25 protein-coding genes are annotated in these 26648 nt (G+C 67.2%); 12 read left to right on the top strand and 13 right to left on the bottom strand.

What is annotated here, in order from left to right; genetic code table 11:
- Nucleotide 1 precedes the first annotated feature (1 nt).
- The gene (locus tag AC3WMA_RS26905) at nt 2-337 is read right to left on the bottom strand and encodes a YkvA family protein (protein WP_492288320.1); all 336 of its coding nucleotides are present in this window, start codon (nt 335-337) and stop codon (nt 2-4) included.
- A gap of 218 nt (nt 338-555) precedes the next feature.
- Between AC3WMA_RS26905 and AC3WMA_RS26910 the strand changes: the two genes are divergently transcribed.
- Nucleotides 556-1341: an SDR family NAD(P)-dependent oxidoreductase gene (locus AC3WMA_RS26910; RefSeq protein WP_492288321.1), complete on the top strand. Its 786-nt coding sequence runs from the start codon at nt 556-558 to the stop codon at nt 1339-1341.
- A gap of 3 nt (nt 1342-1344) precedes the next feature.
- On the opposite strand, the gene AC3WMA_RS26915 is transcribed toward AC3WMA_RS26910, so the two are convergent.
- The 4 genes from AC3WMA_RS26915 to ftsY all read right to left on the bottom strand — a co-directional run bounded on the left by AC3WMA_RS26915 (nt 1345) and on the right by ftsY (nt 4571).
- A complete protein-coding gene (locus AC3WMA_RS26915; protein WP_492288322.1) occupies nt 1345-2058 on the bottom strand; it encodes an RES family NAD+ phosphorylase in 714 nt (237 codons plus the stop codon).
- Nucleotides 2055-2468: an MbcA/ParS/Xre antitoxin family protein gene (locus AC3WMA_RS26920; RefSeq protein WP_492288323.1), complete on the bottom strand. Its 414-nt coding sequence runs from the start codon at nt 2466-2468 to the stop codon at nt 2055-2057. Before AC3WMA_RS26920 ends, AC3WMA_RS26915 begins: the two co-directional genes overlap by 4 nt.
- A gap of 205 nt (nt 2469-2673) precedes the next feature.
- Nucleotides 2674-3309 (bottom strand): septation protein A, encoded by a 636-nt coding sequence (locus tag AC3WMA_RS26925; RefSeq protein WP_492288324.1) that lies wholly within the window; start codon nt 3307-3309, stop codon nt 2674-2676.
- Complete coding sequence (ftsY, locus tag AC3WMA_RS26930) at nt 3306-4571, bottom strand: signal recognition particle-docking protein FtsY (RefSeq protein ID WP_492288325.1); 1266 nt, start codon at nt 4569-4571, stop codon at nt 3306-3308. Before ftsY ends, AC3WMA_RS26925 begins: the two co-directional genes overlap by 4 nt.
- Nucleotides 4572-4641: 70 nt before the next feature.
- Here ftsY and AC3WMA_RS26935 point away from each other — a divergent pair, with 70 nt between their 5' ends.
- On the top strand, nt 4642-5394 hold the full coding sequence (locus tag AC3WMA_RS26935) for an RluA family pseudouridine synthase (RefSeq protein WP_492288326.1): 753 nt from the start codon (nt 4642-4644) through the stop codon (nt 5392-5394).
- Nucleotides 5395-5400: 6 nt separating this feature from the next.
- Here the strand turns inward: AC3WMA_RS26935 and AC3WMA_RS26940 are convergent, their stop codons facing one another.
- From AC3WMA_RS26940 to AC3WMA_RS26955, 4 genes are all read right to left on the bottom strand, one after another.
- Complete coding sequence (locus tag AC3WMA_RS26940) at nt 5401-5697, bottom strand: 4a-hydroxytetrahydrobiopterin dehydratase (RefSeq protein WP_492288327.1); 297 nt, start codon at nt 5695-5697, stop codon at nt 5401-5403.
- Nucleotides 5694-6266 (bottom strand): RNA 2',3'-cyclic phosphodiesterase, encoded by a 573-nt coding sequence (thpR, locus tag AC3WMA_RS26945; protein ID WP_492288328.1) that lies wholly within the window; start codon nt 6264-6266, stop codon nt 5694-5696. The genes AC3WMA_RS26940 and thpR overlap by 4 nt, the downstream gene beginning before the upstream one ends.
- 207 nt (nt 6267-6473) lie before the next feature.
- The gene (locus AC3WMA_RS26950; RefSeq protein ID WP_492288329.1) at nt 6474-7529 is read right to left on the bottom strand and encodes an aldo/keto reductase; all 1056 of its coding nucleotides are present in this window, start codon (nt 7527-7529) and stop codon (nt 6474-6476) included.
- Between the two features lie 81 nt (nt 7530-7610).
- On the bottom strand, nt 7611-8219 hold the full coding sequence (locus AC3WMA_RS26955; RefSeq protein ID WP_492288330.1) for an arylesterase: 609 nt from the start codon (nt 8217-8219) through the stop codon (nt 7611-7613).
- A 180-nt stretch (nt 8220-8399) separates the two neighbouring features.
- Between AC3WMA_RS26955 and AC3WMA_RS26960 the strand changes: the two genes are divergently transcribed.
- From AC3WMA_RS26960 to AC3WMA_RS26975, 4 genes are all read left to right on the top strand, one after another.
- The gene (locus AC3WMA_RS26960) at nt 8400-9101 is read left to right on the top strand and encodes an ABC transporter ATP-binding protein (RefSeq protein ID WP_336814626.1); all 702 of its coding nucleotides are present in this window, start codon (nt 8400-8402) and stop codon (nt 9099-9101) included.
- Between the two features lie 2 nt (nt 9102-9103).
- Complete coding sequence (locus tag AC3WMA_RS26965) at nt 9104-11689, top strand: ABC transporter permease (protein ID WP_492288331.1); 2586 nt, start codon at nt 9104-9106, stop codon at nt 11687-11689.
- A 220-nt stretch (nt 11690-11909) separates the two neighbouring features.
- Nucleotides 11910-12692 (top strand): Bax inhibitor-1/YccA family protein, encoded by a 783-nt coding sequence (locus AC3WMA_RS26970; RefSeq protein ID WP_492288332.1) that lies wholly within the window; start codon nt 11910-11912, stop codon nt 12690-12692.
- A gap of 169 nt (nt 12693-12861) precedes the next feature.
- Nucleotides 12862-13398, top strand: coding sequence for a GNAT family N-acetyltransferase (locus tag AC3WMA_RS26975; protein WP_492288333.1), 537 nt, complete (start codon nt 12862-12864; stop codon nt 13396-13398).
- A gap of 147 nt (nt 13399-13545) precedes the next feature.
- On the opposite strand, the gene AC3WMA_RS26980 is transcribed toward AC3WMA_RS26975, so the two are convergent.
- Both AC3WMA_RS26980 and AC3WMA_RS26985 read right to left on the bottom strand, forming a co-directional pair.
- Nucleotides 13546-13914, bottom strand: a complete 369-nt coding sequence (locus AC3WMA_RS26980; RefSeq protein WP_492288334.1) for a DUF2794 domain-containing protein — start codon at nt 13912-13914, stop codon at nt 13546-13548.
- Nucleotides 13915-14266: 352 nt separating this feature from the next.
- Entirely contained in the window at nt 14267-14815 is a 549-nt protein-coding gene (locus tag AC3WMA_RS26985; protein WP_492288343.1) for a peroxidase-related enzyme, read from the bottom strand.
- 182 nt (nt 14816-14997) lie between these two features.
- Here AC3WMA_RS26985 and AC3WMA_RS26990 point away from each other — a divergent pair, with 182 nt between their 5' ends.
- Nucleotides 14998-19830 carry an NAD-glutamate dehydrogenase gene (locus AC3WMA_RS26990; RefSeq protein WP_492288335.1) on the top strand — a complete coding sequence of 1611 codons (4833 nt, stop codon included), beginning with the start codon at nt 14998-15000 and terminating at the stop codon, nt 19828-19830.
- Between the two features lie 108 nt (nt 19831-19938).
- The gene (locus tag AC3WMA_RS26995; protein WP_336814632.1) at nt 19939-20136 is read left to right on the top strand and encodes a Trm112 family protein; all 198 of its coding nucleotides are present in this window, start codon (nt 19939-19941) and stop codon (nt 20134-20136) included.
- A 115-nt stretch (nt 20137-20251) separates the two neighbouring features.
- Here the strand turns inward: AC3WMA_RS26995 and AC3WMA_RS27000 are convergent, their stop codons facing one another.
- Nucleotides 20252-21502 carry a ubiquinone biosynthesis hydroxylase gene (locus AC3WMA_RS27000; RefSeq protein WP_492288336.1) on the bottom strand — a complete coding sequence of 417 codons (1251 nt, stop codon included), beginning with the start codon at nt 21500-21502 and terminating at the stop codon, nt 20252-20254.
- 123 nt (nt 21503-21625) lie between these two features.
- On the opposite strand from AC3WMA_RS27000, the gene tesB reads away from it, so the two are divergent.
- The 3 genes from tesB (at nt 21626) to AC3WMA_RS27015 (ending at nt 24571) form a co-directional block, all read left to right on the top strand.
- On the top strand, nt 21626-22492 hold the full coding sequence (tesB, locus tag AC3WMA_RS27005; protein WP_492288337.1) for an acyl-CoA thioesterase II: 867 nt from the start codon (nt 21626-21628) through the stop codon (nt 22490-22492).
- A gap of 238 nt (nt 22493-22730) precedes the next feature.
- Nucleotides 22731-23069 (top strand): P-II family nitrogen regulator, encoded by a 339-nt coding sequence (locus tag AC3WMA_RS27010; protein WP_199085746.1) that lies wholly within the window; start codon nt 22731-22733, stop codon nt 23067-23069.
- Between the two features lie 26 nt (nt 23070-23095).
- Nucleotides 23096-24571 (top strand): ammonium transporter, encoded by a 1476-nt coding sequence (locus AC3WMA_RS27015; RefSeq protein ID WP_492288338.1) that lies wholly within the window; start codon nt 23096-23098, stop codon nt 24569-24571.
- Nucleotides 24572-24626: 55 nt separating this feature from the next.
- On the opposite strand, the gene AC3WMA_RS27020 is transcribed toward AC3WMA_RS27015, so the two are convergent.
- Nucleotides 24627-24962 (bottom strand): hypothetical protein, encoded by a 336-nt coding sequence (locus tag AC3WMA_RS27020; protein ID WP_492288339.1) that lies wholly within the window; start codon nt 24960-24962, stop codon nt 24627-24629.
- A 190-nt stretch (nt 24963-25152) separates the two neighbouring features.
- Between AC3WMA_RS27020 and AC3WMA_RS27025 the strand changes: the two genes are divergently transcribed.
- A partial coding sequence (locus AC3WMA_RS27025) for a DNA translocase FtsK (protein ID WP_492288340.1) occupies nt 25153-26648 on the top strand: 1496 nt, incomplete at its 3' end.

Genomic DNA, 26648 nt, shown 5'->3' on the forward strand with positions numbered 1-26648 from the left:
CTTACAGCTCCGCCATCGCCTTCCTGGCCCGCTCGCGATGTTCGATCGTGATCGAGCCGGCAACGGCTGCGATCGCCGCAGCGATCACTGCCGCGTCGTCGGTGAAACCGAGCAGCGGCATGATGTCGGGAATGGCATCGATCGGCAGCACGAAATAGCCGAGCGCGGCGAGCAGCGTCATCCGCACGCGCCGCGGCGTCGCCGGATCGCGCGCGCAGAACCACGCCGCCAGCAAATCCTCGGCAAACGGAATACGCTTCGCGACACGCTTGAGCCGGGCCATGAAATCGGACCCGAACTTCGCCTCGTCGCGCAGGCTCTTGCGGATCGCCTCCATCTCCTCACGGCTGAAGCTTGCGCTGAACCCCTCGCTCATCCCTGTCTTACTCCTTGACGTTCGATGACGCCGATGATCGCGCAACCATAATCGGCGCGCCATGTCGAAAGATGGCCCCGGCGCAATCCTGCACAAGAGGCGGTTCCGAAAACCCGCTTGGAACAGTGCGAAACGCCCTCTAAACCGGCTGTCAGAACAAGATTGACGGGAAACGCGCCATGAAACTCGATTCCTCCTTTGCCGCCATCGTCACCGGCGGCGCCTCCGGCCTCGGCGAGGCGACCGCGCGCATGCTGGCGGGCCAGGGCGTAAAGGTCGCACTGCTCGACCTCAACGCCGAGCGCGGCGAGGCGATCGCGAAAGAGATCGGCGGCGTCTTCGCCCTCTGCGACGTCACGAGCGAGGGTTCCGTCGATGAAGCGCTGGCCAAGGCCCGCGCCGCCCATGGCGTCGCCCGCATCATCGTCAACTGCGCCGGCATCGCGCCCGGTCGCCGCGTCGTCTCGAAGAAGCGCGACACCGGCGAGCTCGTCGCCCATGACCTCGCCACCTTCGAGAAGGCTGTCGCGATCAACCTGAACGGCACCTTCCGCGTCATCGCCAAATCGGCGGTCGCACTCGCCGGGCTCGATCCGATCACCGAGGATGGCAGCCGCGGCGTCATCATCTGCACGGCCTCGGTCGCGGCGGAGGACGGCCAGATCGGCCAGGCCGCCTATGCCGCCTCCAAGGCCGGCGTCGTCGGCATGACCCTGCCGATCGCGCGCGATCTCGCCAGCGTCGGCATCCGTATCGTCACGATCATGCCTGGCCTGTTCGAAACCCCGATGTTCGCCGGCCTGCCCGACGATGCCAAAGCCTCGCTGGCGGTCTCGGTACCACACCCTTCGCGCCTCGGCCGCCCGGCGGAATATGCAGCGCTCGCCCGCAGCATCATCGAGAACGACATGTTGAACGGCACTGCGATCCGCCTGGATGGCGCCATCCGCCTCGCGCCGAAATAGGCTTCAGACGATGCGATAGACCTCGCCGGCGCTGCGGTCCCGGTAGAGGTCCACCCGCGTGCCGTTCCAGTGATAGTCGAGATGCCGGCCCTGAACGGGATGCCTCGCGCCATCGGGATAGAACAGCCCGGCGCACTCGCCACCGGGGCAGCGCACGCTTGGATAGGCGACGCCGGCCGAACCGAGCGCCCGCAAGCCGATGCCGAGCGCCTGGCTCGCCGTGTAGTCGGCGGGGTCGAGCACCGGCGCAGCTTCGGCCCCGAGCGGCCTGATATCGTGAAGCTCCGCGTCGACCTCCAGCACGATCTCGCGGAATTGCGAGGTCCAGCCCGGCGGCTGAGCGGTGGCCAGCATGAAGCGGGCGTGGTGGTGGATCGTCTCCAGGAGCGCCACCTCGAAGCGATCCCCCACATAGAGCACGCCAAAACTGCCATCGCTGAAACGGCTCGGTCGGTCCGGGCTGACATGGGTGAAGGGCGCCATCAGCCAGCTCGCGCCCGGCCCTGAGACGCGCCGCTCCGCCGGCACCAGATCGAGATTGCCGATCGTCTCCATCAGGCGCGGATTGGTCTTCTGCTCGGCCGCGATCAGCAAAGGCCAATCGGCGGGGTCGGCGATATCCTCGAACAGATCGATCGGCGGGAAGATGCTGCGGATGATCCGAACCGCGCCGCGCCATTCGATCTCCGCGACCGGCAGGCTCGCCGGATCGATCACCAGGCGCCCCGCTCGGCATCGAGCAGGCGCCGCACCCGCATCAGGTCGGTCAATTCGCCGCCGAGCATGACATCAACAGCCGATTTGCCGCCGAAATCGGCATTGGGCCGCTTGATCCAGTCATAACCGCGCTGCGGCTCGGTGAAGATCAGGCGCAGCGCCTTGTGAATGCCCATCAGGTTCGAGAGCCGGGCCTTGCCGTCGCGCGAGATCCGGCCGATATCGCCGGCTTTCCAGCGCCGATAGCTCCTGACCGGCAGGTCGATCAGCACCGCCGCTTCCTCGTCGGTGATCCGCCAGAGCCGGAACAGGTTCACCGCGGCGCGGAACATCGCGGCGGCCTCATCATCCGTGATCGGATCAGGGACGAAATCGCGCTGGGCCGTCTCGATGCGCAGCAGGCCGGTCATGGCATTGCTCTCCATTTGGCATAAAATGGAGATAATATTGCCAAATGGCAAGAGTAATTCAAAACCACCGCCGGCATCCCGGACAAGCCGCGTCAGCGGCGCCGATCCGGGATCCATGCCTGAACCTCTACCGGAAGCGCTCTGGAATGGATCCCGGGTCTACGCTTCGCTCCGCCCGGGATGACAGCGTGGAGGTTACCGGAGCTTACTCGTCCGTCTTCGCCGGCTTGATCTCGTGCTTCAGGATCAACGGCGTCTGCGCCAAGGCGAAGGCCATGGTCAGCGGCATCACGCCCCAGACTTTGAAGGCGACCCAGAAATCCTGGGTCTGCGTGCGCCAGACCACCTCGTTGATCGCCGCCAGCACGAAGAAGAACAGGCCCCAGCGGAAGGTCAGCTTGCGCCAGCCCTCGGCATCGAGCTGCAGCACCGTCTCCAGCACCAGCGAAAGCAGCGAGCGCCCAAAGAACAGCCCGCCGAGCAGCACCGAGCCGAACAGCGCGTTCACGATGGTCGGCTTGACCTTGATGAAGAAGGCATCGTCCAGCGCCAGCGTCAGCCCGCCGAACACCGTAACGACGATGGCATTCACGATCGCCATCCGCGGCAGATAGCCCAACAGCGCCCGCGACAGCGCGAGCGCGATCAGCGATGCCGCGATGAAGATGCCGGTCGCGACGAAGATGCGCCGGTCCTCGGCCACGCCGAACAGCCGGTCGCCATAGGAATTGGCGAAGAAGAAGATCGCCAGCGGCCCGAATTCCAGCGCGAGCTTGAGCAGCGGATTGACCGCCTTGCCCTTGCCTGCCGCCTCGGCCGGTTGCTGCACCGTCTCGCTCACGCCGCCTCTCCCAATCCCGCCACGGCCCGCGCGAAATCACGCGCCGAGAACGGCTCCAGATCCTCGACGCTCTCGCCGACGCCGATGAAATGCACGGGCAGGCCGAACTGCGCCGCCAGCGCCACCAGGATGCCGCCGCGCGCCGTGCCGTCGAGCTTGGTCATGACGAGCCCGGTCACGCCCGCCGTCTCGCGGAAGGCTTCGACCTGCGAAATCGCGTTCTGGCCGACGGTCGCGTCGAGCACGAGCAGGGCCGCATGCGGCGCGCTCGGGTCCTGCTTGCGAATGACGCGCACGACCTTGGCGAGTTCGTCCATCAATCCCTGCTTGTTCTGCAACCGGCCGGCCGTGTCGACCAGCAGCACGTCGGTATTGTTCGCCTTGGCTTTCTGCAGCGCCTCGAAGGCAAGGCCCGCCGCATCGGCGCCCTGCTGGCCATAGACGACCTCGGCCCCGGTGCGTTCGCCCCAGACCCTGAGCTGCTCGATCGCCGCGGCGCGGAAAGTATCGCCGGCCGCGAGCATCACGGATTTGCCCTCAGCGCGGAATTTCGCCGCGAGCTTGCCAATCGTCGTGGTCTTGCCGGAGCCATTGACCCCGACCATCAGGAGCACGAACGGCTTTTTCGTGACGTCGATCGCGAGCGGCTGGGCGACTGGCACAAGGATCGTCTCGACCTCGCGCGCCAGGATCGCCTTCACTTCGGCCGGGTCGATCTGCTTGTCGTAGCGGCCGTCGCCAACCGCTTTCGCGATCTTGGCGGAGGTCGCGAGGCCGAGATCGGCCTGGATCAGGATATCTTCCAGGTCTTCGAGCGTGCCGGCATCGAGCTTGCGCTTGGTGAAGAGGTCGGTGATCCCCGTCGTCAGCGCCGAGGATGTCCGCGACAGCCCCTCGGTCAGGCGCCGCCACCAGCTCCGCTTCGGCTGCGGCGCCGGGGCGGCAATTGGTTCAGGAGCAGAAGCGGGCGCCGACGGCGCAACGGCAACAACCTCGGGTTCCGGCTCCGGCTCGGCCGGAGGCGCGACCTCTTCGACCGGAACGGACGGCGCGACGGGCCCCGGAACCGGCGCCTCGACGACCAGCGCATCCGCTTCGACAGCCGCAGGAGCAGCCTCTTCGACCTCCGGCTTCAGCTCCTCGACGGGCTCGACACCCCGCTCGGTCACCGCCTCCGGGGCGGGAGCCGGCTTGGCCGGTTCCTCGTCGCGTCCGAACAGCCTCGAAAAGAAGCCGCGCTTTTTCGGTTCGGTTTCGCTCATCGTCGTCCTGTCTTCGGTTCGGCGGGCATCTTTGGTTGCGCCGCCGGGCCGGCTTCGCTAGCGCAATGCCATGGCAACGCCGGACCGACCAGAAAATTCGCACCCTGACGGGCATAACGACGCCGAACTGCCGGTGCCGCTGCTCTATCGCGACGCCATGATGCTCGTCATCGACAAGCCCGCCGGACTGCCTTCGCATCGCGGCCCGCAGGCCAAGCGTCGCATCATCCCGGTCCTGACCGATTATCTCGATGCGCTGCGCTTCGGCCTGCCGCGCAAGCCGGAAGCCGCCCACCGGCTCGACAAGGATACCTCCGGCTGCCTCGTGCTCGGCCGGCATCCCCGCGCCATGGCCGAGCTCAACCAGATGTTTCGTGACGGTCGCATCGACAAGACCTATTGGGCGATCGTGCAGGGCAGCCCTGCGGAAGACGAAGGATTGATCGACTTGCCCTTGGCCAAGCGCTCGCCCGAGCGCGGCTGGTGGATGAAGGTCGATCCGGCCGGCCTGCCCTCGCAGACCCGCTATCGCGTCCTCGGGCGGGGCGAGAGCAAGCATGGCCCGCTCGCCTGGATGTCACTGGAGCCGCTGACCGGGCGGACGCATCAGTTGCGCGTCCATTGCCAGGCCTCGGGCTGGCCGATGCTCGGCGACGAGATCTATGGCGATGCCCCGCGCGAAGGCGGACCGGGCCTCCAGCTCCATGCCCGTGCGATCACGATCCCGCTCTACAAGAAGCGTGATCCGGTCCGCGTCGAGGCACCGCCACCCCCACATATGCTGGCGGCGCTCAGGGCTTGCGGGTGGAAACCTGAGGGATGAGCCGCTTCAGCTGGCGAGCGCGTCGATCGCCTTGGCCAACTTGACGTCAAGCTCGGTCAGGCCGCCCGCGTCATGGGTCGCGAGCGTGATGTCCACGGTGCGATAGACATTCGACCATTCCGGATGATGGTTCATCGCCTCGGCCAATAGCGCGACGCGGGTCATCCAGCCGAAGGCCTCGCTGAAATCGCGGAAGACGAAACGCTTGGCGATGGCCTCGCGCCCCTGCACGAGCTTCCAGCCGGTCAGGGTCGCCAGCGCTTCGGCCTGTGCCTCGGGCGAAAGCCGCTTCGGCCGCGTCATCGGCGCATCTCCCGTGACAGGCGATTCGGGTAGGAAGGGCCGAGCGGATAGGCCGCCTCCAGCACATAGGGTCCACCCCCGGTCGAATCACGCGAGGACATCAGCGCAACCCGGCGGGCGGCGAAGGTGAACGGACGGACGATCGGGTGCTGGCTGAGGAAATGCGCGAGCTCGACAGGGGTTGTGTCCCGCAAGCGCGCCAGCGTGACATGCGGCACGAATTTGCGCGCCTCCGCCGGCAGGCCGAGCCGCCGCATCTGCCGTTCGAGATCGGCCTGGAGATCGGTCAGGGCCTTGCTGGGTTGCGCCCGTGCGAACAGCGCGCGCGGCTTGTCGCCGCCGAAGCTCCCGAGCGCATCGAGCGTGACCTCGAACGGATAGGCCGTGAGGTCGGAGAGCATGTAGTCGATATCGTTGGCCATGCGGCGGTCGACATCGCCCAGGAAGCGCAGGGTGATGTGATAGTCGGCCGGCTCGATCCAGCGCGCACCCGACAATCCGCCGCGATGCAATGTCAGCCCGGTCGCGACCTCGGCGGGGATTTCCAGAGCGATGAACAGCCTCGGCATGAGCGAATCCCTGCCAAGCGATTGTGACTCTGGCGAGACGGTAGAGCAGGAAGCCGGCTTAGGGGAATTGTTTTTGCGTGAAGCGCGCCGACCGCTGGCTCGTCATGCCCGGGCTTGACCCGGGCATCTCTGGAAGGAAAGGCGCCTTCTTCCGGCAGAGATTCTCGGGTCGAAGCCTTGCTTCGCCCGAGAATGACGCGCGCCTGCTCAGGGGCAGGGATTGCCGACAAGTTGATGGATCGCGTCGATCTTCGCCTCCACCTCCGCCGAAAGCTTCACGTCGATCGAGGCGATATCGGTCTTGAGCTGCTCCATCGTGGTCGCGCCGATGATATTGGCGGTGACGAAGGAGCGGCTGTTCACGAAGGCGAGCGCCATCTGTGCCGGATCGAGCCCGGATTCGCGGGCGAGCGCGACATAGCGCTTGATCGCCGCCTCGGCGCCTTCCGTCTGGTAGCGCTGGCCGCGATCGAACAGGGTCGTGCGCGCACCCGCCGGACGGGCGCCGTCGAGATACTTGCCGGTGAGATAGCCCTGCGCCAGCGGCGAATAGGCGAGCAGCCCGACATCCTCGTGAAGCGCGACCTCGGCCAACGCCGTCTCGAAGGTACGGTTCAGCAGGTTGTAGGCGTTCTGGATCGACTGCACCCGCGGCGTGCCACGCGCCTCCGAATCCCCGACGAAGCGCATCGTGCCCCAGGCGCTCTCGTTGGAGAGGCCGAGATGGCGGATCTTGCCGGCCTTGATCACCTCGGCGAAAGCGTCGAGCTGCTCGGCAATGCCCGTCTCGTCGGCCGCCGACGCATAGGCATCCCTAACAAACCGCGTCGGATTCGAACCCCAGGGCATCGGCCGCTCGGGGAAATGCAGCTGGTAGAGGTCGATATAGTCCGTCTGCAGCCGCTGCAGGCTCTTGTCGACGGCTTCGAAGATCTGCTTGCGCGTCACCCGCGTCGGGCTCTTGTCGTCGCGGAACCAGGTATTGCCGCCGCGCCCGCAGACCTTCGACGCCAGGATGACCTTGTCGCGGTTCTTCCGCGCCTTGAACCAGCTACCGATGATCCGCTCGGTCGACCCTTGCGTCTCCGGCTTCGGCGGGATCGCGTAAAGCTCGGCGGTGTCGAAGAAATTGACGCCCTGCTCGATGGCATAGTCCATCTGGGCATGGCCTTCGGCTTCCGTATTCTGCTCTCCCCAGGTCATGGTTCCCAGGCAGATCACCGAGACCTTGAGATCGGTACGTCCGAGGCGGCGGTATTCCATGGCGAAGCAACTCCGGAAGCGGGGGCCGGCAGGCGGCAATGCAAGAATCGGGGATACGCAAGCGGAGAACCCGCAGGCGGATCAGGACCTGGGCGGCAAGGTGGCGATGAAGCGCTCGACCGTCGGCAGGATGGTCCGGACGATGACGGCGACGCCCTCGGCCGTGGGATGGAGCCCATCCGCCTGGTTCAGGGCGCGGTCACCCGCGATGCCTTCCAAGAAGAACGGGTAAAGCACCAGCCCATGCTTCTTCGCAAGCTCGGGATAGATCGCATCGAAGCGTTTCGCATAATCTTCGCCGAGATTGCGCGGCGCATACATGCCCGCCAGCAGCACCGGGATTTTCCGCTCGTTCAGGCGGGCGACGATCGCCTCGAGGTTTTTCCGGGTCACGGACGGGTCGACGCCGCGCAGAGCATCGTTGGCGCCGAGTTCGAGGATGACGCCGTCGGTCCCCTCAGGCACCGACCAGTCGAGCCGCTCGAGCCCACCCTGCGTCGTGTCGCCGGAGACGCCGGCGTTCACGATTTCGACAGCGAGGCCCTTCTGGCGCAAGGCCTGCTCCAGCACGGCCGGGAAGGCGGCACTGCTCGGCAGATTGTAGCCCGCCGACAACGAATCGCCGAAGGCCACGAGCTTCAGCGGCTTCGCAGCGTCGGGATTGGTGTTGGAGGGCTGGGCATTGGCCATGACGAGGGAACCCAGGAGAAACAGCGTGAGAGCGACGAAAAACGTCGCAGCCGATTGGACAAGCGTGAAGCCGCGCCCATATGGCCGCAGACCGCGCCGCGCCGTGGTTCCGCCCCGCTCGGGGCGCGATTCGGTGCGAGCGGGGTTGGCGATGGAAACATAAGTCGGGATCATGGTGTGATGAGCGAGAAGGCCGCTTCGGCAATCGAGTTGCAGGATGTCCACCTGAGTTTGGGGCGTGGCGCCGCCCGCGTCCATATCCTCAAGGGCGTCTCGGTGTCGCTGGCCGACGGCGAGGCGACCGGCCTCGTCGGCCCCTCCGGCTCCGGCAAGTCGACCTTGCTGATGACCATGGCCGGGCTGGAACGCCCCGATTCAGGCCTCGTCAAGGTCGCCGGGCAGGATCTCGGCGCCCTCGACGAGGACGGGCTCGCGATCTTCCGCGGCCGGCATATCGGCATCGTCTTCCAGTCCTTCCACCTCGTCCCGACCATGACGGCGCGCGAGAACGTCGCCCTGCCGCTGGAACTCGCCGGCCACCCCGACGCCTTCACCCGCGCCGAGGCTGAACTGCGCAATGTCGGCCTGGGCCATCGCATGGACCATTATCCGGCCCAGCTCTCGGGCGGCGAGCAGCAGCGCGTCGCCATCGCGCGTGCCGTGGCGCCGGACCCGGCCATCCTCGTCGCCGACGAGCCCACCGGCAATCTCGACGAATCGACTGGCCGCTCGATCGTCGACCTGATCTTCGCCCTCAAGCGCGAGCGCGGCGCCACGCTGGTGCTCGTCACCCACGACCTTTCGCTCGCGGCGCTTTGCGAACGCACGGTCCGGCTACGCTCCGGCGTGATCGAGGCCGAGCCCGAGACGGCGGTCGCCTGACGATGCACGCACCCGTCAAGCCGTCCCAAAGCCCGGCCTACCGAACCCCGAGCATCGGGCTCGTCCTGCGCCTCGCGATCCGCGACCTGCGCGCGGGCCTGCGCGGCTTCGGCATCTTCATCGCCTGCCTCGCGCTCGGCGTGATGACCATCGCCGCCGTCGCCTCAGCCTCGCGCGGCCTGACCGAGGGCCTCGCCCGCGAAGGCCGCCGCATCCTCGGCGGCGACGCCGCCTTCAGCCTGATCCATCGCGAGGCCGCGCCGGCGGAACTCGCCTTCCTGACCGCGCGCGGCACCGTCTCCAGCATCGCGACCATGCGCGGCATGGCCAATGCCGGCGAGAAGGGCGCGGCCTTGGTCGAGATCAAGGCGGTCGATGCCGCCTATCCGAGCATCGGCACGGTCGAGACCGACCCGCAGGCCCCGTTGCCCGGCCTGCTCGACCAGCGCGATGGCGCCTATGGTGCGGTCGCTGACTCCGTCCTGTTCGGCCGGCTCGACCTCAAGCCCGGCGACATCGTCACGGTCGGCGGCGCCAAAATCCAGCTGCGCGCCAATCTGATCTCCGAGCCTGACAAGATCGCGGCCGGCGTCGGCTTCGGGCCGCGCCTCCTCATGTCGCAGGACGCGCTGAGGGCGACCGGCCTGATCCAGCCCGGCAGCCTAATTCGCTGGACCTACCGCCTCCAGCTGCCGCAGACCGCAACGAGCGATGCCGATCTTGAGAAGCTGATCACCGATGCCGGCGCACAGCAGCGCGACGCCGGCTGGGAAATCCGCTCCCGCGCCAATGCGGCGCCGAGCTTCCAGCGCAATCTCGAGCGCTTCACCCAATTCCTGACGCTCGTCGGCCTCACCGCCCTGCTGGTCGGCGGCGTCGGCGTCGCTAATGCCGTGCGTCGCTTCGTCGAGGCCAAGAAGCTCGATTTCGCGACGATGAAGGCGGTCGGCGCCACCGGCGGGCGCGTCGTCGCGATCCACCTGACCGAGGTCATGCTCGTCGCCGCGATCGGCACGGCCATCGGCCTCGTGCTCGGTGCAGCCGCCCCCTTCGGTCTCGGCGCGATCGTCCAGAGCATCCTGCCCGTGCCGTTCGAGCCGACGCTGGCCCCGAGCGAACTCGCCATCGCCGCGCTCTACGGGCTGCTGACGGCATTCGTCTTCGCGATCATCCCGCTTGGGCGCGCCCATGACATCCCCGTCTCCGCCCTGTTCCGCGACAAGGTCGAGCCCGATCCGCGCCGCCCTCGTGCGATCTATCTCGTGCTTTGCGTGCTGGCGCTCGCCGGCCTTGCCGGCGTCGCCATCGGCTTCGCCTACGATCGCCGGATCGCGCTGATCTATATCGGCGTGATGTTCGGCGTCTTCCTGCTGCTGCGCGCCGTCTCGCTCGGCTTGATGGCCCTGGCCCGCCGCATCCCGCGCCCGCGCCGGCCGGCGCTGCGCATGGCGCTCGCCAACAGCCACCGGCCGGGCGCGCTGACGCCGGCGCTCGTGCTCTCGCTGGGCCTCGGCGTCGCCCTGCTCTCGGCGCTGTCCTTCATCGATGTCAGCCTGACCCGGCAGCTCACCGGAGCCCTGCCCGACAAGGCGCCGAGCTTCTTCTTCCTCGACGTGCCCAGCCGCGATTCCGAGCGCTTCGACGCCTTCCTCGCGGCCGAGCGCCCGGGCGCCAGAACTGAGCGCGTGCCGATGATGCGCGGCCGCATCGTCTCGGTGAACCAGACCCGCGCCGAGGACATCAAGGCGAGCGAGCAATCCGCCTGGGTGCTCGACGGCGATCGCGGCATCACCTATGCGGCCGCACTTCCCGAGGGCTCGCGCGTCGCGGCCGGCGAATGGTGGCCGGCCGATTATCGCGGCGAACCGCTCGTCTCCTTCGACGCGCAGAACGCCGCCGGGATCGGCCTGAAGATCGGCGACAGGCTCACCGTCAACGTGCTCGGCCGCAATATCACGGCCCGCGTCGCCAATTTCCGCACGGTCGACTGGCGCTCCTTCGGCATCAATTTCGTCATGGTGTTCTCGCCCAACACCTTCGCCGGCGCGCCGCACACCAATCTCGCCACCATCGCGGCGAGCCCGGACGGCAAGGGCGCGACCGACGCCGTGCTGATGCGACGCCTCGCGCTCGACTTCCCGGCGGTGACGGCGGTGCGGGTCAAGGACGCGCTCGAAGCGGTCAACACCATCGTCGCCCAGCTCGCCATGGCGATCCGCGGCGCCTCCGGCCTCGCCATCGCGGCGAGCCTGCTCGTGCTCGGCGGCGCGCTCGCGGCCGGCCAGCGGGCGCGGCTCTATGACGCGATGATCCTGAAGACGCTGGGCGCGACCCGCCGCTTCATACTTTCGTCGTACGCCCTTGAATACGCCGCCATCGGCTTCGTCGCGGCCGTCTTCGGCGTTCTTGCGGGTACAGCGGCGGGCTGGGGCATCGTCACGCAAGTGATGCGGATCGAGTTCGTCAGTGATCCCAGAGGAGCTATACTGGCTGCAACTGCCGCCGTCGGGGTTACCGTCCTGTTCGGGCTCGTCGGTACGATAAAAATACTGACGAAAGCGCCGGCTTCTCATCTCAGGAATTTATGATGACTATCTGAGAACGACTCTCGATAGACATTAAGATCCTGTAATTCTGCCTATGTGCAGCGCCGAACTTCTATACCGGGTCCGGCCTTAACCATGGCGGGCTCTTGTAAGAACCGGCAAAGCCGCCCATATTCCCGTCATCGCGACTTTTCGTGCGCGAGGACGGCTGGCGCTTGCGCGCTCTCCGTCGTCCGAAACTACGTCAGGGGAAACTCTCTTAATGAGCAACTTCGACCGCAATGCTCCAGTCTGGGGTGCCGGCCGCGCACAGCAGACCAGCGCCGTCGAGATGGATCAGGGCCTGCGCTCGTTCATGCTCGGCGTCTACAACAACATGGTGATCGGCCTTGCGATCTCGGCGCTGTTCGCGCTCGGCGTCAACAAGATGGCCGTGACCGATCAGGCCAATGCCGCCGCCAAGATCGGCAACACCTACCTGACCTCCTTCGGCCAGCTGCTCTATGGCACGCCGCTGATGTGGGTGGTCGCGCTGGCGCCGCTGGCCTTCATCTTCTTTTTCTCGTTCCGCGCCGACAAGATGTCGGCCTCGTCCGCCCGGACGATGTTCTTCGCCTTCGCGGCGGTGATGGGCGTCTCGCTTTCGACGATCCTGATCCGCTACACCGGCGCGTCGGTGGTGCAGGTCTTCTTCATCACCGCGGCGGCCTTCGGTGGCCTCAGCCTCTATGGCTACACCACCTCGAAGTCGCTCTCCGGCATGGGCTCGTTCCTGGTCATGGGCCTGATCGGCCTGATGCTGGCCTCGATCGTGAACATCTTCCTGGGTTCGGGCGCTCTGGGCTTCGTCATCTCGCTGGTCGGCGTCGGCATCTTTGCCGGCCTGACCGCCTGGGATACCCAGCGCCTGAAGGAGATGTATCTCTACTCCGAGCTCGGCCCGGAGGAAGCTGCGAAGCTCTCGGTGAACGGCGCGCTGTCGCTCTACCTGAACTTCATCAACATGTTCCAGTTCCTGCTCTCGCTGATCGGCAACCGCGAGTGAGAACGACGGGCTCCTGAACGGGGAGCGAGAGCATCGGCCCGAAAAGTGGAACGCGGTTTTCGGACAAAGCCGATGCAAAATCGAAGAGTTGAAGCCCCGGCCCCACGGCCGGGGCTTTTTCTTTGGGCGGACCTTTCCTTTTGGCACGGGCATTGCTCATGCTTTGGGCATGACGACGCCTTCGATCCGCCCCGGCCTTCCCGCCGACATCTCTGCCATCACCGCGATCTACGCCCATGCGGTGCTGCACGGCACCGCCTCCTGGGAGCTGGAGCCGCCAAACGAGGCCGAGATGCAACGACGCTTCGAGGCGATCCTGGCCGGCGGCTATCCCTATCTCGTCGCCGAAAGGAGCGGCGCCATCCTCGGCTATGCCTATGCCGGCGCCTATCGGCCGCGCCCGGCCTATCGCGCCACCGTCGAGAACTCGATCTATCTCGCGCCCACGGCGCAGGGGTTGGGAATCGGCAGCCTGCTGCTCGACGCCCTGATGCAGGCCTGCACCGAGCGCGGCTTCCGCCAGATGATCGCAGTGATCGGCGACGGCACCGGCGCCTCGGTCGGCTCGCGCCGCCTGCATGAGCGCGCCGGCTTCCGCCTGATCGGCGTCGCCGAAAAGGTCGGCTTCAAGCACGGCCGCTGGCTCGACCAGATGCTGATGCAGAAGGAGCTGGGCGAGGGCGGCCGCACGCCGCCGGAATTCTGACCTTAACAGCCTCATGCTGAGGAGCTGCGTCAGCGGCGTCTAGAAGGATGGTCCAGCTGTCCCCAGAACCTCCTGAAGCATCCTTCGAGACGCGCCTTCGGCGCTCCTCAGGATGAGGGCTCGAACAACTGTCCGGTCCGTGACGCCTCAGCTCACCACGCTGAGCTTGTTGTCGAGCACCTTGAGCACGCGCGAGAGCTCCGAGCCGCGCTTCAGGATCAGCCCGGTCGCCGCGACGACCGAATAGGCGCCCTGCCGTCGCGCCAGCGCCGGGTCCTTGACGATCCGGTAAAGCGGCATCTCCGACGAGCGCCGGAACACCGAGAACTGCGCCTTGTCCTTCAGGAAATCGATGGCGTAGTCGCGCCATTCGCCGGCCGCGACCATCCGGCCATAGAGATTGAGCAACTCGCTGAGTTCGCGCCGGTCGAAGGTCACGGGAATCTGTCGCGCGGGCGCGGGGAAGTTCACAACCGCGCTCGCGGTCTGCGATTGTGGCGTTTCGCTCTCGCTCATGGCGCCTCCCTGGTCGGGGCCTCACCAAATCATGCCCGGATGATGCGCCCGCGGTCCTGTGCTGGCAAGAGACCGCTCTCGCACTCTGGGTCGGCGTTCTCAGCGAATGCCCCATTTTCGCCGCGAACGCGCCAAGCGAGCGCCAAGTTGCGACGTTCAACTCCCCTCGTTGCCTCGACGGCCCGGTTTCGCTGATCGCCGGTTTGTCAGCCCCCCAGCCCCCCGGAGTTCGGGCGGAGCCGGGCCACCGAGTCGAGGCCAACTAGCGGCTGGCATTGCGCCGGCCGTTTTTCTTTTGGGGCATCGCTTCAGGCAGCGGCCGGCATCCGGAGATGCCGGGCATCAGCTGATTCTACCGCGCCTGCCCGTGATATTCGGCATTAGGCCGCATATCGACGGCCGAGGCCATCCGGTTCGACATGTTGTAGAAGGAGGCGACGGCGCCGATATCCCAGATATCGCGCTCCCCGAATCCGGCCTTGCGCAGGGCTTCCCGGTCGTCCTCGCCGATCAGATGCGGCGTCTCCGTCAGCTTGACCGAGAAATCCAGCATGGCGCGGTGCCGCACCGCCAAGTCCGCCGCCCGGTAATTCATCACCATCAGCTCGCCCAGTACGGGATCGCCGGAAAGCTGACGCACGGCCGCGCCATGGGCGGTGAGGCAGTAATAGCAACGGTTCACGCTGGAGACCGCGACCGCGATCATCTCCCGCTCCAGCTTCGACAGGCCGGACGGCGCCAGCATCAGGTCGTTGTAGAAGGCGGCGAAGGCCGTGAGCTTGGCGTCGTCATGGGCATAGGAGGAGAGCACATTCGGCACGAAGCCGAGCTTCTCCTGGCATTTCGCGAAATAGGCCTGGTTTTCGGCCGAGAGCGAACCCGGTTTCAGGTCCAGCGCCATCACGGCCGGCGGCGAATCCTGACGCGCCGGCTCTTCTCCCACCTTGGGTTTGTCATGCTTTGTTGCCATGGTGTGTCCTATCGAGTCGGGGGCAGCGTCAGTTTGCCGCTTTTTCAGGCACGGCAAGTTGAAAGGCTCCGCAGCCTATGTCATCGCTGCGGCAAAACAACTGGGGTTGGGACATGGGCAAACGGGTGACGAACGCGACTGCGGGCGCAATCGCAGCGATCGAGGCCGCAGCCACCGGACTGAAGAGTTCGATGCCCGCCGAATTCCCCCGCCTGCTTTTTGGTCGCTCCGTCGCCGAGGATCTCGAGGCCCTTCCGGCCGAGATGCTCGCCCGCACCGCCGCTGCCGCCTTCGAGCAGCTCGCCCAGCCGCGCAAGCCCGACACGATCAACCTACGCTTCCGCGACGAGGAATACGGCGAGGGCGAGCGCAAGAACCAGCTCACCGTCCTCGAGGTCGTCAACGACAACAAGCCGTTCCTGCTCGATTCGACGCTCGCCGAATTGCAGGAGCAGGGCCATGAGCCGCGCCTCGTCGCCCACCCGATCCTGGCCGTCGCCCGCGACGCCAAGGGCAAGTTCACCTCGCTCGCCGGCGAAGCCGCTGGCCGCGCCCCCGAGGGCACGCGCCGCGAGAGCCTGCTCCATATCCACGTCCCGCGCATCGATACGCCGGAAGCCCGCGAGAAGCTGCGCGCCGGGCTCGACCACGTCTATGCCGATGTCGCGCTCGCCGTCGACGACTGGGCCGCGATGCGCGGCCGCATCACCGAGGTGATCCAGGCCTATCGCGCCAATCCGCCGCCGCTGCCGGAGGACGAGATCAACGAGGCGCTGCAATTCCTCGAATGGATCGCCGGTGACAACTTCACCCTGCTCGGCATCCGCGCCTATCGCTTCCCGGGCGGTGACGTCGCGGCCGATCCGATCGAGGGCTCGGGCCTCGGCATCCTGCGCGATCCCACGGTCAAGGTCCTGCGCAAGGGCCGCGAGCTGGTCACGGTCACGCCGGAGCTGCGCTCCTTCCTGGCCAAGCCCCAGGCGCTCATCATCACCAAGGCCAACGTCAAGAGCCGCGTCCACCGGCGCGTCCATCTCGACTATGTCGGCGTCAAGCTGTTCACGCCGGACGGCCGGCTCGACGGCGAATTGCGCATCGTCGGCCTGCTGACCTCCAACGCCTATACCGGCTCGGCCCGCGCGATTCCGTATCTGCGCCTCAAGGTCGCGCGCGTCGCCAAGAATATCGGCTTCGATCCGGCAAGCTATTCCGGCCGAGCGCTGATGAACGTGCTCGACGCCTATCCGCGCGACGAGCTCTTCCAGATCGATGTCGCGACGCTGGAGCAGTTCGCGCTCGACATCCTCCAGCTCACCGAGCGGCCGCGCATCCGCGCGCTCGCCCGCGTCGACGAGTTCGACCGCTTCGTCTCGATCCTCGTCTTCATCCCGAAGGACCGCTACGACACCACGGTGCGCCTGCGCGTCGGCGATTTCCTGGCGCGGATCTTTGGCGGGCGCCTCTCGGCCGCCTATCCCGCCTATCCCGAGGGGCCGCTCTCGCGCACCCACTACATCATCGGCCGCGACGAGGGCAAAACCCCGCGCGTCGAGCGCTCGACGCTGGAAGCCGGCATCAGCGCCATCGTCCGCACCTGGGGTGACGGTCTCAAGGACGTGCTCGACCAGGAGAAGGCCGGCCCCGCCGCCCGCGCGCTGGCCGAACGTTATGCCGAGGCCTTCGGCGCTGCCTATCGCGAGCGCTTCTCGGCCGCCGACGCACTCGTCGATATCGAGATGCTCCAACAGCTCACGCCGGAGCGCGGCCGCGCCGTCAATCTCTACCGGCGCGAGGGCGACGACGCCAAGCGCGCCAACCTCAAGGTCTTCTCGCGCGGCGCGCCGATCTCGCTCTCGGCCCGCGTCCCGGTGCTGGAGAACATGGGCTTCCGCGTCGTCAACGAGCGGACCTACAACGTCATGCCGCAAGGCAATGGCGACGCGGTCCGGATCTGGCTCCATGATATGACGCTGGAGCGCGCCGACGACGGCGAGATCGATATCGAGCATCTCGATCCGACCATCGAAGCGGCATTGATGGCGCAGTTCCGTGGTTTCGCGGAATCCGACCGGTTCGACCAGCTCGTGCTGGTCGCCGGCCTCGGCTGGCGTGAGGCCGCCTTGCTGCGTGCCTTCGGCCGCTATCTGCGTCAGGCCGGCGCCCCCTATGCCCAGGGCTATATCGCCGACGCGCTGACCCGCCATCCCGACATAGCGTCGAGCCTCCTCGCCTATTTCACGGCCAAGTTCGACCCGCGCGTGCCAGCCGGCGAGCGCGAGCAGCGCATGGCCCAGAAACATGCCGAGATCGAGCAGGCCCTCGACGCCGTCACCAGCCTCGACGACGACCGCATCCTGCGCCGCCTCGTCAACCTGGTCGATGCCGCCTTGCGCACAAACTTCTTCCAGATCGGCCCGGACGGACAGCCGCGCCAGACCATCACCTTCAAGTTCGACTGCGCCCGGGTCGACGGGTTGCCGCTGCCGCGCCCGCTCTACGAGATCTTCGTCTATTCGCCGCGCGTCGAGGGCGTGCATATGCGCTTCGGCAAGGTCGCCCGCGGCGGCCTGCGCTGGTCCGACCGGCCGCAGGATTTCCGCACCGAGGTGCTCGGCCTCGTCAAGGCGCAGCAGGTCAAGAACGCGGTGATCGTGCCGGTCGGCGCCAAGGGCGGCTTCTTCCCGAAGCAGCTCCCGCCGGCCTCGGATCGCGCCGCCTGGCTCGCCGAGGGCACCGAGAGCTACCGCATCTTCATCCGCAACCTGCTCGAGCTCACCGACAACCTCAACGGCGAAACCATCGTGCCGCCGCCGGACACGGTGCGCCATGACGGCGACGACCCCTATCTCGTCGTCGCTGCCGACAAGGGCACCGCGACCTTCTCCGACACCGCCAACGCGATCTCGCTGGAGAAGCATCATTGGCTCGGCGACGCCTTCGCTTCGGGCGGCTCGCAGGGCTACGACCACAAGGGCATGGGCATCACGGCCCGCGGCGGCTGGGAAGCGGTGAAGCGCCATTTCCGCGAAGTCGATATCGACATCCAGACCACGCCCTTCACCGTCGCCGGCGTCGGCGACATGTCGGGCGACGTCTTCGGCAACGGCATGCTGCTCTCGCCGGCGATCAAGCTCGTCGCGGCCTTCGACCATCGCGACATCTTCCTCGATCCCGATCCGGACACGGCGAAGTCGCTGGCCGAGCGCCAGCGCCTCTTCGCCCTGCCGCGCTCCTCCTGGGCCGATTACGACAAGAGCCTGATCTCGAAGGGCGGCGGCGTGTTCTCGCGCCAGGCCAAGAGCATCCCGCTGTCGGCCGAGATGCGCGCGCTGCTGGACCTCGACAAGAAGGAGGTCTCACCTCCCGAGCTGATGACGGCGATCCTCAAAAGCCGCGTCGATCTGCTCTGGTTCGGCGGCATCGGCACCTATATCCGCGCCACCGACGAGACCGACGCGCAGGTCGGCGACCGCGCCAATGACGCGATCCGCATCACCGGCAACGATCTCCGGGCGCGGGTCATCGGCGAGGGTGCCAATCTCGGCGTCACCCAGCGCGGCCGCATCGAGGCCGCGCGCAGGGGCGTCAAGCTCAACACCGACGCGATCGACAACTCGGCCGGCGTCAACACCTCCGACGTCGAGGTCAACATCAAGATCGCGCTCGCCGGCCCGGTGAAGGACGGCCGCCTGAAGGAAGACAAGCGCAACGAACTGCTCGCCGCGATGACCGACGAGGTCGGCGATCTCGTCCTGCGCAACAACTACCTGCAGACGCTGGCGCTCTCGCTGACCGAAGCGCAAGGCTCGGCCGCGACGCCGGGCCTGCGCTTCCTGATGCAGACGCTGGAGCAGGACGGAAAACTCGACCGCTCGGTCGAGTACCTGCCGAGCGACGCCCAGCTCGCCGAGCGCGAGAAGCGCAGCGAAGGCCTGACCCGGCCGGAACTCGCCGTGCTCCTGGCCTATGCCAAGCTCTCGCTGCACGACGCGCTGCTCGAATCCTCGGTGCCTGACGATCCCTATCTCGCCAGCGAACTCGTCCGCTATTTCCCGAAGGCGCTGCGCGAGGCATATCCGGACGCGATCGCCAGCCACAAGCTGCGGCGCGAGATCGTCGCGACGCAGCTCGCCAACGCGATCGTCAACCGCGGCGGGCCGGCTCTCGTCCCGGTTCTGGCGGCGCTGACCCGCTCCGACGCGCCTGCCATCGCCGCGGCTTACGCGATCGCACGCGATTCCTTCGATCTCATCGCCCTCAACGGCGAGGTCGACGCGCTCGACGCCAAGATCCCCGGCAAGACCCAGCTCGGCCTCTATGGCGCCGCGCAGGAGCTCGTCACCAACCGCATGGGCTGGTTCCTGCGGCGCGGCGTCGCCAAGCCCGGCACGATCGAGCAGACCATCGCGCGCTATGCCAAGGGCGTGAAGGAGCTGGCCGGCGAGCTTGGCACCCTGCTGCCCGAGGCCGCGTCGCAGGCACGGCTGGCGCGCATCGCCGTGCTCACCTCCGAAGGTGTGCCGGAGGCGCTGGCCACGCGCATCGCCAGCCTGCCGGCGCTGGCCGAGGCGACCGACATCGTCGACATCGCCGAGCGCAGCAAGCGCAAGATCGGCGAGGTCGCCCGCATCCATTTCGGCGTCGACGCGCTGTTCGGCCTGTCGAGCCTCAAGGCGGCGGCCGCCGCCGTGCCGGCGACGGACGATTACGAGCGCCTCGCCCGCGAACGGGCGATCGAGACCCTCGACGACGCCCAGTCCAATCTGACTCAGGAGGTCGCGGCCTCCGCCAAGGGGCAGGGCACGCTGGAGAGCTGGATCGCCGAGCGCGGCGAGGATGCGGAGCGCACCCGCAGCACGGTCAATGCGATCGCAAGCTCCGGCCTGACCTTGCCGAAGCTGATGGTGGCGGCCGGCATGCTGGCCGACCTGCCGCGCAAGCGCTAGATTGCCCAGCGCGCGACGCGCGAAGTGATCTAAGCTCAGTGTCATGACATCGGACCGGAAGGCGGTATCCGCTTTTCGGTCCGATGCACTTGTTAAACGGAAAGACCGATGACCGGCGAAGCCGACACGACCACCCGCATCGACCCCAAGCTTCTGGAAATCCTGGTCTGCCCGCTGACCAAGGCGACGCTGGAATACGACGCCGCCAAGCAGGAGCTGATCAGCCGCGCCGCCAAGCTCGCCTATCCCATCCGCGACGGCATTCCGATCATGCTGCCGGAAGAGGCGCGCCCGCTGGAGGATTGAGACAGGGTGTCATTCTTGGGCGGCCCGCAGCGGCGACCCAAGAATCTCATGCCGATAGAGGCGCCATTTCCTGCAAGAGATGCTCGGGTCAAGCCCGAGCATGACGTGGAACTCCTTAAAGCGCCTCACCCCTCAGCAACCGAGGCGGCGCGCCTGCCACGCCTGCCGCCTCACGGATGAAGAAGCGCTTCAGCCCCGGCAACCGGTCGACGATGCCGAGCCCGAGATCGCGCGCCAGCCTGAGCGGCGTCGCGTCGTTCGAGAACAGGCGGTTCAGCCCGTCCGTCACCGCGCCCATCGCCACCGTGTCGAAGCGCCGCGCCTTCTCGTAATCCTCCAGGACGTCGGCCGAGCCGGGATCGAGCCCGAGCCGCGCCGCATCGACGATCACCTCGGCCAGCGTCGCAACGTCCTTCAGGCCCAGATTGAGCCCCTGTCCGGCGATGGGGTGAATCAGATGCGCGGCATCGCCCAACAAAGCCAGCCGCTCGCCGACGAAGCGCCGAGCCACGCCGAAGCCGAGCGGATGCGCGCTCACCTTGCTTTCGAGCGCGATCTCGCCGAGTTCGAGCCCGAAGCGTCGCTCGATCTCCGCCAACATGTCCTGGGTATCCAGCGAGAGCAGCGGCTCGACATTCTCCGTTCGCTCCGTCCAGACGATCGAGGAGCGGTGCCCGAGCATCCCGCCATCGGCCAGCGGCAGGATGGCGAAGGGGCCCGACGGCAGGAAATGCTCGACCGCCCGGCCACCATGCGGACGCTCATGGCCGATCGTCGCGACGATGCCCGACTGGCCATAGCCCCAGCCGACCCAGTCGATCCCGGCCTGCTCGCGCAGTTTCGAGCGGGCACCGTCGGCCGCGACCAGCAGCGCCGCCTCGCAGCGCGCGCCGTCGGCGAAAACGATCTCGACCGCCGCATCATCGGCGGTGAAACGCCGCACGCCCGTGCTGCGCAAATCCACGCCAGAAGCTTCGCAGGACGCCTTCAGCGCTGCGACCAGGGCCGCATTCTCGACCATATGGGCGAAGGGCTCGCCGGGCTCGACCTCACCGTCGAAGGTCAGGAAGACCGGGCGGACGGCGTCCTCGGTCCGGCTGTCCGAGACGATCATCTCCAGCATCGGCTGGGCCGTGTGCGCAATCGCATCCCAGATGCCGAGCGTCTTCAGCATCGCCCGGCCACCCGCCGCGACCGCATAGGCCCGGTTGTCGGCACGCGGCGCGGCCGCCAGTGCCGGATCGGCCAGGATCACCGAGAAATCCGCGCCCAGCCCCTGCTTCAGCGCGAGCGCCAGCGCCAGCCCGGCAATGCCGCCGCCCGCGATGACGATGCGCATGGCGCCGCTGCCCTGCTCGATAGCCATATCGTCCTTCTCTCCGCGCCGACTTGACGCCACGGGATGCCTCGGTGCTGATGCCAGGCGAAACCGGCTGTCCCTGTGCGGGCCGCCGGCCGTTCCGTCAACCTGACCGCGATACCGCCGACCATGTCCCAGATCAGCGCCTCCCTGACGGCGATTCTCGACCTCGAGCAGCTCGAGCGCAACCTGTTCCGCGGTCGCAGCCCCAAATCGAGCTGGCCGCGCGTCTTCGGCGGTCAGGTGATCGCGCAATCGCTCTATGCCGCCTGCAAAACGGTCGAGGGCCGGCAGCCGCATTCGCTGCACGCCTATTTCCTGCTGGCAGGCGACCCCGAGGTGCCGATCGTCTACGAGGTCGATCGCCTGCGCGATGGCCGCTCCTTCACCACGCGACGCGTCCTGGCCATCCAGAAGGGCGAGGCGATCTTCGCCATGTCGGCCTCCTTCCATGTCGAGGAGGCCGGCTACGAGCACCAGATGCCGATGCCGAAGGTGCCGATGCCGGAGGAGCTGCCGGACCGCGAGGAGATGGTGAAGCTCTTCAGCGCGCCCGAGCACAACCCGCTCCAGACCTTCTACCAGCGCAAGCGGCCGATCGAGATCCGCCCGGTCGAGCTCGAACGCTATCGCGGCGGCGGCAGCCTGGAGCCGAAATTCAACGTCTGGATCCGCGCGATCGAGCCGCTGCCGGACGAGCCGGCCTTCCACCAGAGCGTGCTCGCTTACGCTTCCGACCTGCTGCTGCTCGATTCAAGCCTGATCGCCCATGGCGCGACCGTCTTCGACCGGAAAATCCAGGCTGCGAGCCTAGATCACGCGTTGTGGTTCCATCGCCCTTTCCGGGCCGATGACTGGCTGCTCTATTCGCAGGACAGCCCCTCGACTTCGGGCGCGCGCGGCTTCTCGCGCGGTCTGGTCTTCGACCGGCAAGGCCGCCTCGTCGCCTCGGTCGCCCAGGAAGGGCTCGTCCGGCCCCGGCCCGATCTCGGCTGACCGGATTTCAGGCAGCTGCGCAGAATCCAGTCTCTTGCCTAAATCTTAGGCAGTGGCGCCTGCCATTTCCCTATGACCACCACGATTCCACCTCCGGATGCGCCTTCGCGCCGCCCGGAGCGGGTTGGCACGTCCCTTGAATTGCATGTTGCGACGCAACTGCGGTCCCGCAGGCGCGAGAGTGCAACGAGATCGCCGGGGCTGACGACCGGGCGGCGCAGACGGGGAAACCCAGCACATGAAAATCGTGATGGCGATCATCAAGCCGTTCAAGCTGGAGGAGGTGCGCGACGGACTCACCGCCGTCGGCGTGCACGGCCTGACCGTGACCGAGGTGAAGGGCTACGGCCGCCAGAAGGGTCATACGGAAATCTACCGCGGCGCCGAGTACGCCGTGAGCTTCCTGCCGAAGATCAAGATCGAGGTCGCGGTCTCCGACGAGCTCGTCGACCGGGTGATCGAGACGATAACCGCCGCCGCCCGCACCGGCCAGATCGGCGACGGCAAGATCTTCGTCTCGTCGATCGAGAAGGCCGTGCGCATCCGCACCGGCGAGACCGACACCGACGCCCTCTGAGCCCCGACCTCCAGGAGTTTTCGACGATGAATTTCAGGACTTCCCTGCGGGCCGGATTGGCTGGCCTCTCACTGGCGGCGCTGACGGCCAGCGTTGCGCTGGCCCAGGCTCCCGCCACCCCACCCGTCCCCAACAAGGGCGACGTCGCCTTCATGATGAGCTCGACGATCCTCGTCCTGCTCATGACCGTTCCCGGCCTCGCCCTGTTCTATGGCGGCCTCGTCCGCTCGAAGAACATGCTCTCGGTCCTGACGCAGGTCTTCGCCATCGTCAGCGTCGTCTGCATCCTCTGGGTCACCTATGGCTACTCGCTCGCCTTCACCAATGGCGGCGGCCTGAACGACTTCGTCGGCGGCTTCTCCAAGGCTTTCCTCAGGGGCGTCGACGCCACCACCGTGGCCGGCACCTTCTCGAACGGCGTCTACATCCCCGAATTCGTCTATGTCTGCTTCCAGATGACCTTCGCCTGCATCACGCCGGCGCTGATCGTCGGCGCCTTCGCGGAGCGCATGAAGTTCTCGGCCCTGCTGCTCTTCACCGTGCTCTGGGTCACCTTCATCTATTTCCCGATGGCCCACATGGTCTGGTACTGGGGCGGGCCTGACGCGGTCGGCAATGCCGCCAAGGCCCTCGCCGAGGCCGGTGCGGACGGCAAGGCAGCCGCTCAGGCGGCGCTCGACGCCGTCAACGCCGATGCCGGCATGCTCTTCAAGTGGGGCGCGCTCGACTTCGCCGGCGGCACCGTCGTCCATATCAATGCGGGCATCGCCGGCCTCGTCGGCTGCATCCTGATCGGCAAGCGCGTCGGCTTCGGCAAGGAACTGATGGCGCCGCACTCGCTGACCATGACGCTGATCGGCGCCGCGCTCCTCTGGGTCGGCTGGTTCGGCTTCAACGCCGGCTCCAACCTCGAGGCGAACGGCACCGCCGGGCTCGCCATGCTCAACACCTTCGTCGCGACCGCTGCGGCGGCTCTGGGCTGGCTCTTCGTCGAATGGGCGGTCAAGGGCAAGCCGTCGATGCTGGGCATGGTCTCGGGCGCGGTCGCCGGCCTCGTCGCGGTCACGCCGGCTGCCGGCTTCGCCGGCCCGATGGGCTCGATCATGCTCGGCCTCGTCGCCGGTGCCGTCTGCTTCGTCTTCTGCACGACGGTGAAGAACGCGCTCGGCTACGATGATTCGCTCGACGTCTTCGGCATCCACTGCGTCGGCGGCATCATCGGCGCGATCGCGACCGGCATCCTCGTTAACACCACGCTCGGCGGCGCCGGCATCCCGGACTATTCCAGCAAGCCCGGCGAGCTCGCCGTGGGTGCCTATGAGTTCGGCCCGGCCGTCATGGCCCAGATCAAGGCGGTGCTGTTCACCATCGTGTTCAGCGCCGTCGGCTCGGCCATCCTGTACAAGATCGTCGACCTGGTCGTCGGCCTGCGCGTCACCACCGACCAGGAGCGCGAAGGCCTCGACATCGCCGAGCATGGCGAGCGCGCCTACCACAGCTGATCCTCCCGCCGCTCCCAGCGGCAACTCGGCCCCGGCAGCTCTGCCGGGGCCTTTTTCATGGCCCCGACTCGTTCACGACGATCTCCAGAACCTGCACACCAGCGGGCAGTTCGATCAGGAACTCCGCATCGCGCGGCAGATGATGGATCCGGCGCGGATCGGGCCCGGCGAAGCGCGACATCGCCGCGACGCTTTCCCAGTAGGAGATCGTGATGAACTCGGTCTCGGCCTCGCGATCCTCGCGGAACATCTGCGCGCCCAGCGCCTTCTCCAACAGCGGCGTCACGCCTTCGCTGCGCAGGTAGACCGCATACTCGTCAGCCTTCGCGCGGGTCGTGCGGCCGCGCCAGATTCTCGCGATCCGGGCTTGAGCGGGCTTCGATTCTGTCATGGATACCTCCCTTCCGGTTCGGGAGATCAAAGCAACGGCATCGCGTCCCGGTTCCGCCCGCTCCCGACAATCGACGGCAGCAACGCGCCGGCACGGCTCAAGGTTAAGCGGGTCTTAACCTCGTCTTCCTAACCTTCCGCTGATGGCCGGAATGATGCGGCCCGACAGTCCGGACAAGACCCGAAACCGCATGCGCACGATCCGCCGCTCCCAATCGCTCATGGACCGCCTGCCGGACCCGGTGCGCGAGTTCCTGTCGCGCCGCGCCTCGGAGCTGACCGGGATGGGCGTCCTCGCCCTGATGGTCGCCGTCGCCACGGCGCTGGCGAGCTGGTCCGTCGACGATCCCAGCCTCAACAACGCCACCAGCGGCGCCGTCCGCAACTGGCTCGGCCGCCCCGGCGCCATGGTCGCCGATCTCCTGATGCAGCTCATCGGGCTTGGCGTCATCGCCCTGCTCTTCCCGCCGGTGATCTGGGCGCTCCGGCTCGTCCGCTTCCACATCTTCGACCGTGGCGCGCTGAAGCTGGGCCTCTGGGTCGTCGGCGTCGCCGCCACCGCCGCCGTCGCCAGCGCCTTGCCGGCAACCCCGCGCTGGCCCCTGCCCACCGGCATGGGTGGCGTCGTCGGTGATGGCCTGCTCTTCGGCACGCGCAATATCGCCGGCATCGCCGGCAGCGCGGTCGGCAGCCTGGTCGGCTTCCTCTATGCCGGCATCGCCATCCTTGCCGTCACCGCGGCTGCCGGATTCGGCTTCGTCGCCGATGAGGACCCGGCCCTAGACAATGACGAAGCCGAGGACAGCTGGTCCGACGGCGAGGAGCGCCGTGACGACGAGCCCGGCATCGCCGTCATCCTGATCGGCTGGCTCGCCCATGGCGCGATGGCCTTGCGCGCCGCGATCCTGCGCCGCCTGCCGCAGCCGCCCGAGCCCGCGGTCGATACCGGCGTCGTTCCGACCCGCGACAGCAGCCGCGTCCGCCGCGAGCCGCGGTTCGGCGAGGCGCCGGCCAGCCGGCGCAGCCTGCCCGATTTCGACCCTGAGCCGCTGCCCGGCGCCCGTTCTGTTACGGGCCCGAATCGAGCTTCCGACGACTACGACGCGCCCTTCGATCTCGACGACGAGCCGCAGGACCTGCGGGATCTCAACGCCCCCCGCGTGACCATGCCGCGCGCCGCGCCGAAGCCCGGCAAGCGCATGCAGCGCGAGGCGCAGCCCTCCCTGCTCGACCGCGACACGTTCGAACTGCCGCCGCTGACCTACCTGGCCGAGCCGAAGAAGGTCGCGGCCAACGCGGTCTCGACCGATGCGCTGGAACAGAACGCCACGTTGCTTGAAGGCGTGCTGGAGGATTTCGGCGTGCGCGGCGAGATTTCGCAGGTGCGCCCCGGCCCGGTTGTGACCCTTTACGAGCTGGAGCCGGCTCCAGGCACGAAATCCTCCCGCGTGATCTCGTTGGCTGACGACATCGCGCGTTCGATGAGCGCGGTGTCGGCGCGTGTTGCTGTGGTGCAGGGCAAGAACGCGATCGGCATCGAGTTGCCCAACGCCCGCCGCGAGACCGTCTTCCTGCGCGAATTGCTGGCCAGCCAGGATTTCGAGGCGACGAAGCACAAGCTCGCGCTCTGCCTCGGCAAGACCATCGGCGGCGAGCCGGTCATCGCCGATCTCGCCCGCATGCCGCA

This window comes from Allobosea sp. FW305-C-101, assembly GCF_058783685.1.